Genomic DNA, 6,370 nt, shown 5'->3' with positions numbered 1-6,370 from the left:
ATACCATAACAGATATTAGCTCCGTCAGGAGCGGCCTGTCTTCCTGTCAATCATATACAGGCCGCTCCTACGGAGCTATTTACCTGTTGAATTTTATTGTGCTACAAACAGACCGCCCCTAAAGGGGCTACATTGTTTTTTATATCCCCTTGAATTTTTCAAATAACTAAGGTGTTAAGAATTATTTTATTAAAAACAACCCCCTTTTTCCCCCTTTATTAAGGGGACTTTTCTGGCAGGTTGCTTAACTTAATGACATTGGTTTGCAACTTGAACCCCACGTTTTATATTGTTACTACCTGCTGGTATGGGGGATTTAGCCATTAAATACCTGGCGCGGCCTTTGGCCGCAACCAAATTCGAAATACGAAATAAATTCAAATGACAAAAAACCCAATGCTACAAACTTTACGTAAACCTCATCTAATCAATGTCTTACGATTATGCATTTTGAAAAACTAGCATAAAAAACAAGAAGTTGATTATTTAATCCGTAGCTATTTTTTTTGTGATGGAAGCGCTTTCAACGAGATTGACAAGCCACGGCCTTAATCTTTCTCTGTATTTTTTTTCCCGTACTAATTCTTCCAACTCTTTTTTTACCGTATCAAACTTTTTGTCGCTTCCGGTTTTTCTACCGGTAATTTTTACAATGTGATAGCCGTAATTTGTATTTATAATACCGCTTAACTCACCCGGCTTGAGATGCGCAACTGATTTTCCAATATCGTCTTCCGGACTAAATGGCAACATCTTCCCATCTCTTGAAGCAGAAGCGCGGTCAATCGACTGGGCCTTTGCCATTTTCGTAATATCCGCGCCTAAACGCAGTTTCTCAAGAGCTTCTTCCGCCTCTCTTTTCGTTTTCAAAACTATCTGCTGCGCCTCGATTTTCTCTCCATAAATACTTTTATATGCCTCTTGCAAATCCTCTTCAGATACTGAAATCGTCTTCATTACAACCTTTTCAGCACGTAATTCAATCTCCGCCTCTTTTACTAATCTCTTCGTTAATTTATCTTTAAACTCTTTAAGACTTGCACCGATCTTTTCCAGTTCCTTATCAAGATCCGCTTCGTTTTCTATTTTGTACGTTTGCAGTAAAGCGTTCACTTCGCGCTGCACAAGGGTGTTTATCTTGTTTTCTACTTCCTTAGTGGTAAGTGATATTCCATGTTTTCTTGCCTCCTGGTTTATAAGCGTTCTTCTGATAAGAACATCAAGGGCTTCATTTCCATAAGTACTCAATAAAAGTTCATATAGCTCATTGCTGGTAATCTTTTGTCCATTGACAATAGCAACAACATCCTTGTCTTCTTTTGATTCTTTACTTACAAGTACTATACTGGTTTCAGAGTTAGCTGACACACTCTGATTGTGGATACTAAAACTTCCAAAAGAAAACATTGCCGCCATAGGTAAGAAGAGGTATTTTCTATTCATAAATATTGCCTTGTACGAGATAAAAATTATTTTTTTAGTAAAAAGTTAGAATTGAGTTAAAATTATAACACAGAGAAAATTAACGTGTCAATGCTTTTAAAATGAACAAATGGGAGATGTGCAAAGTGACAGGAATTATATTGGCCGGCGGGAAAAGCACCAGGATGGGAACTAACAAGGCATTTCTTGCCTATGGAAATAAATCCTTCATCGAAATTCAAATCGATATATTAAGGCATATATTCCGGGAAATAATTATTTCCGCAAATGACTTCTCCCTGTATGAACATTTACAATTGCCAATCGTTCCTGACGTCATGCCAGGAAAAGGTCCTCTTGGTGGTATTTGTGCGGGACTTATTCATTCAAAGTACTCATACGCATTTGTAATCGCCTGCGATATGCCGTTTATTAATAAGGAAGTAATCGTATATATGAAGGAACTTGTCAAAGGCGACAATTATGATGTAATTGTTCCGCATACAGTCCGCGGACCCGAACCTCTTCATGCATTTTATTCAAAAAATTGCATTCAAACCATGCAGCGATGCCTTGAAGAAGAAGACCTGCGGATGTCTGATTTCTTGCAGAAGGTAAATGTGCGGCATGTTAACGAAGAAGAACTTATTAAGTCGGGCAAAGATATAAAATCTTTTATCAATCTCAACACCTATAGAGAATATGAAGACTATCGTTCAGAATGCAACTAAAACATTTGTCACGGAATAAATGGAAAACCAACCAGACCCGATCATATATAATATCGGCCAATTGCTTACCATTCGTGGGGTAACGCAAAAACCAAAGACTTCCTGGCAAATGGACGATTCAGGAATCATAGAGGACGGCGCTGTTGCAATAAAGGAGGGACAGTTTTTTTACGTGTCTAACACCGAAGAAATAATGGACCGCTACGACTCCGGCACGATCAAAACCATTAATGCCTGATGAAATGTGAATTATGAAAACAAATATTGGACCATTAAAAGATAACGACACAATAGCAATTATTGGCGGCGGGCCTGCGGGGAGTTTTTTTGCACACTTTGCATTAAAACTGGCAAAGGAACTGAATAAAAAGATTACCATTTACATTCTCTGCGGAAAGGATTTTATCCAGAAAGGTCCTGTTGGCTGTAAAATGTGCGCGGGGGTATTGTCGGAGACCCTTATTGCGAAAATGGAACAGGAAGGAATTGTACTTCCGACGTCACGCATTCAAAATGAAATAGACGGATATTTCTTTCAGTCGCAGGAACGCGGCATCTCTCTCCATCACCCGCTTCCGGGCCATAAACCAAGAATTATTACCATTTTCCGCGGAGGGGGGCCAAGGTATTCCCTCTCTGACGTAAACATTAGTTTTGATGATTTTTTATTAAACCACAGCGCTTCTATGGGAGCGAAGGTGCTTTCTGCGATTGTAGAAGAAATTGAGTTGCCGGAAAATCCTCAGCATTTAGTAAATATTGTATACAGGGAGGAAGGCATACGAAAAAAAATATCGGTAAGCCTCGCCGTTGGCGCATTCGGGGTAAATACGTCGCTTACCAAAAGAATCGTGGGGAAGAAACATGGGTATCGCGAACCGCGGTCGATACGCACATGCAATGCGGAACTCCCGCTGGGGAGGTCTTATATCAGGGAGCGTTTCCAAAGAACTATCTACATATTTTCACTGGGAATCAAGCCAATTAAATTTGCAGCGCTTATACCCAAAGACGACTACGTTACCGTATCCCTCGTCGGCAATGAAGACATCACAAAGGCGCATTTAATGCAGTTTATAAAGCACCCCCGAATACGTGAACTTTTGCCGGAAGGGTGGTCGCTGCCGGAAAACGTGTGCATCTGTTTTCCCAAAATCCCGGTCGCGCATGCCGCACACCCCTATTCTGACAGATTCGTGATAACGGGAGATGCAAGTATTTCCCGTACCTATAAAAACGGCATTGAATCGTCTTTTGAAACTTCCCGGTTAGCCGCTTACGCCGCTTTTTATCACGGCATTTCAGAAAGGGATTTTAAGGAAGCGTATTATACGCCGGCGCTGAAATTACTTGCGAACGACAACTTTTACGGCAAACTTATATTAAACATTCACGATTATATCACCTCGAAAAAACACATTGCAAACACGCACATCGACTACCTCTGCAAACACAAGGATACCTGGGGGGCGCAACGCATCAATGCCATTTTGTGGAACATGGTTACCGGCAATATCGGGTATAAGGAAATATTTTACGATGCAATGAGTTTTCGGTTACAGGCAGTTATGTTTCCTCATAATTTCAGATCCGCGGTCAAAATGGTGTATGGGTATTTCCGCAAACTGACCAATACAAATCTTGCGGGAACAGCCAGATCGAAAGAAACACTGGCATTGGGTCCCCTGAAAAATCAAAGCACCGTAGTTATAATCGGAGGCGGGCCTGCAGGTACCAGTTGCGGGATTGCCCTGAAGCATCTTGCCAAAGAGAAAAATATTGACATAAACGTTATTTTATACGAGATGAAGGATTTTGAAGGCGGAATTGAACACAATGAATGTGCCGGAGTACTCTCCCATCCTATTGAACATATCATGGAGGATACCTTAAAAATCCCCTTCCCATGGTATCTGGTGAAAAGGGATATACCAGGTTATTATCTTCACGCAAATGGGCAAACGATAACGCTTGAAGGCAACGGAGAAATATCTTACGCCCTTCGCAGAATTCAATTTGATGCATATCTTCTGCAAAAAGCAAAAGAAGCCGGCGTTACCGTAATCAAAAGCAAGGTTACTGATATAGAAATCGGACGGGAAAAGATTGTTATCTATAGCGAAACCCGGCATACCAGCGCCGATGTTGTAGTGGGCGCCTTCGGTATAGAAGAAGGTACACATAAATTATTTGAAAGCGGCACACCGTATAAATCCCCGAAATATTTACTCTCCATATTAACGAAATTTCATCCCAAAGGGAAATACCATGATTTAGAAAATACCGATGGATATATCCATGCCTTTTTATCGTCGATAAAAGAAATAGAGTTTGGCGCAATCACCCCAAAGGCAGACCACTATACCATCAACATTGCAGGGGCTAAAATTTCTTCAAAATCTATGGATAATTTTTTGCAGCAATCCGAGGTAATGAACCAGCTTCCGGAGTGTTTTAAGGATGCTTTAGGACACTTCGACTATCATAGGGGGTGTTTTCCGGTGAAACCTGCAAAAAATCCCTTTGGCGACAGATATGTAATTATCGGGGATGCGGCAGGCCTTATCCGTCCGTTTAAGGGCAAGGGAGTGAATGCGGCATGTTTAATGGGCATTAAAGCGGCGGAAACTATGATGAACGTTGGCATATCAAAAAGGGCTTTTCATACCTCATATTTTAACAGTTTTTACGACGTCATTAAGGACTTGCCCTATGCAAGAGCAGTCAGGCGCTTTATTATATGGGGTGCGTATTATGGTTTTTTGGGGAGTGTTATTCAGATTGCCAAAAGCAACCCTGAATTAAAAGGGGCATTGTTTGACAGCGTTTCAGGGAGAAGGACGTACCGAAGGATACTTATTGATGCATTCAGCGTGCGATTATCTTTCAAGATATTCGCTGCTATTATTCAATGTTTTATTTCAAAGATAACAAAAAAACAGCGCTAATCATATCATTCCAGGTTTGAATGCCTCCTGTTCATTTCCTGTTCCGAACTTCTCAATTCCGTCACGAGCAAATGAATTACACCGTCTAAATAAACAAGGCAGGCTTGTTCGAAAAGCGTACTGCGGAATTGGATAGAACCATTGATTTTGTTGTGCGTACGGATTTCCTGCACAGGTAGATCTACGATAATATCGGCATATTCAGTAAGAGGTGAATTTTTCTGCGAGGTAATTGCAGCAACAGTGGCAAAGGATTTTTTTGCCAATTCCGCTATGTAGCAGGTAATGTGCGTATTCCCTGAACTACTGCAGGCAATCAATAAATCCCCTTTATCGATATTCGGCGTCGTGGCGTCTCCCACACAGTAAGCGTTTAAACCAATATGTGTCAGTCTCATTGCAAAAGTACGGGACACCAGACCGGAACGGCCCTGCCCAGTCACAAATATATTCTTTGCATCAAGAATCGACGAAAACAATTGTGCAAAGGACTGTTCATTTATCTTATCAAGAACAGAATGAATTTCATTCAATATTATTTTTGTAGTTGGTTTTATGACCAGGGTAGTAGTGTTTTTATGTAATTTCATGATTTTCGGCACGAACATTTTAAGCCCCCCTCCACAGATTTTTGGTGATTTTAACAAAAATTTACCGCTCATAATAATAAAATATTTGTAACTTACTGAGCCGGCATAGTCAGAACCAAATAAGATAAGATATTAAAAACACGAAATTCGAAGTACGAAATACGAAACAAATTCGAATAACAAAGCATAAAATTCAAAACAAATCCAAAACATATAACAACATGAAACACGAAATGCGAGGTACGAAAAGGAGCATTCCCGATTTTTTGTAACCGTTTGTGTGATTGGGGCAAAACAATGCTGCAAGCCTGTCCCCCGCTGGCGGGGGATTAAGGGGGTGGAATTGTCTGCGGAGGAAATCTGGGAGGTTTATAACATGAATAGCCATAAGTTTTTCTTCTCATTCCTACGTTCTGCGGGAATGCATGTCACGAAACAGGATAAAATTGTCCATTTGACCAGCCTGCGGAGCGTGGGAAAGAGGGGCAGATTTGTTTTCATAACAAAGGGGGTAGTTGAATCGATGGAGAAATCCAGTCCACCCCCTGCACCCATAAGCGCTAACTTGTTTTAGGTATGCTCGAAGTATTTTGATATCTGTGTTTTTCGGATTCTTGTATTTTCTGCTAAAGAACAAGCAATGTCATTCCAGCACTTAAGAACTTCCTGTAATGATAAC

The 6,370-nt window shown here is 40.7% G+C and carries 5 protein-coding genes; 3 read left to right on the top strand and 2 right to left on the bottom strand.

Annotated elements, in window-relative coordinates:
- Positions 1-486: 486 nt before the first annotated feature.
- Positions 487-1,443 (bottom strand): peptidyl-prolyl cis-trans isomerase, encoded by a 957-nt coding sequence (locus tag QZT26_RS15865; RefSeq protein WP_099326681.1) that lies wholly within the window; start codon positions 1,441-1,443, stop codon positions 487-489.
- 125 nt (positions 1,444-1,568) lie between these two features.
- Between QZT26_RS15865 and QZT26_RS15860 the strand changes: the two genes are divergently transcribed.
- The 3 genes from QZT26_RS15860 to QZT26_RS15850 are packed head-to-tail and all read left to right on the top strand — an operon-like array spanning position 1,569 to position 5,101.
- Positions 1,569-2,153: a molybdenum cofactor guanylyltransferase gene (locus QZT26_RS15860; RefSeq protein ID WP_157820728.1), complete on the top strand. Its 585-nt coding sequence runs from the start codon at positions 1,569-1,571 to the stop codon at positions 2,151-2,153.
- 19 nt (positions 2,154-2,172) lie between these two features.
- Positions 2,173-2,391, top strand: coding sequence for a hypothetical protein (locus QZT26_RS15855; RefSeq protein WP_099326683.1), 219 nt, complete (start codon positions 2,173-2,175; stop codon positions 2,389-2,391).
- A gap of 13 nt (positions 2,392-2,404) precedes the next feature.
- On the top strand, positions 2,405-5,101 hold the full coding sequence (locus tag QZT26_RS15850) for a hypothetical protein (RefSeq protein WP_164995056.1): 2,697 nt from the start codon (positions 2,405-2,407) through the stop codon (positions 5,099-5,101).
- A gap of 5 nt (positions 5,102-5,106) precedes the next feature.
- Here QZT26_RS15850 and hxlB read toward each other — a convergent pair whose 3' ends face one another.
- Entirely contained in the window at positions 5,107-5,709 is a 603-nt protein-coding gene (gene hxlB / locus QZT26_RS15845; protein ID WP_157820729.1) for a 6-phospho-3-hexuloisomerase, read from the bottom strand.
- Positions 5,710-6,370: the final 661 nt, after the last annotated feature.

Source organism: uncultured Candidatus Kuenenia sp., assembly GCF_900696675.1.
Classification (GTDB): Bacteria; Planctomycetota; Brocadiia; order Brocadiales; family Brocadiaceae; genus Kuenenia; species Kuenenia stuttgartiensis_A.
This window is presented reverse-complemented; position numbering and strand designations above follow the sequence as displayed.

Bases quoted from the DNA above. Each gene is read 5' to 3' on its own strand.
- hxlB (WP_157820729.1), bottom strand. From the start codon at position 5,709: ATGTTCGTGCCGAAAATCATGAAATTACATAAAAACACTACTACCCTG.
- QZT26_RS15865 (WP_099326681.1), bottom strand. From the start codon at position 1,443: ATGAATAGAAAATACCTCTTCTTACCTATGGCGGCAATGTTTTCTTTT.
- QZT26_RS15855 (WP_099326683.1), top strand. From the start codon at position 2,173: ATGGAAAACCAACCAGACCCGATCATATATAATATCGGCCAATTGCTT.
- QZT26_RS15850 (WP_164995056.1), top strand. From the start codon at position 2,405: ATGAAAACAAATATTGGACCATTAAAAGATAACGACACAATAGCAATT.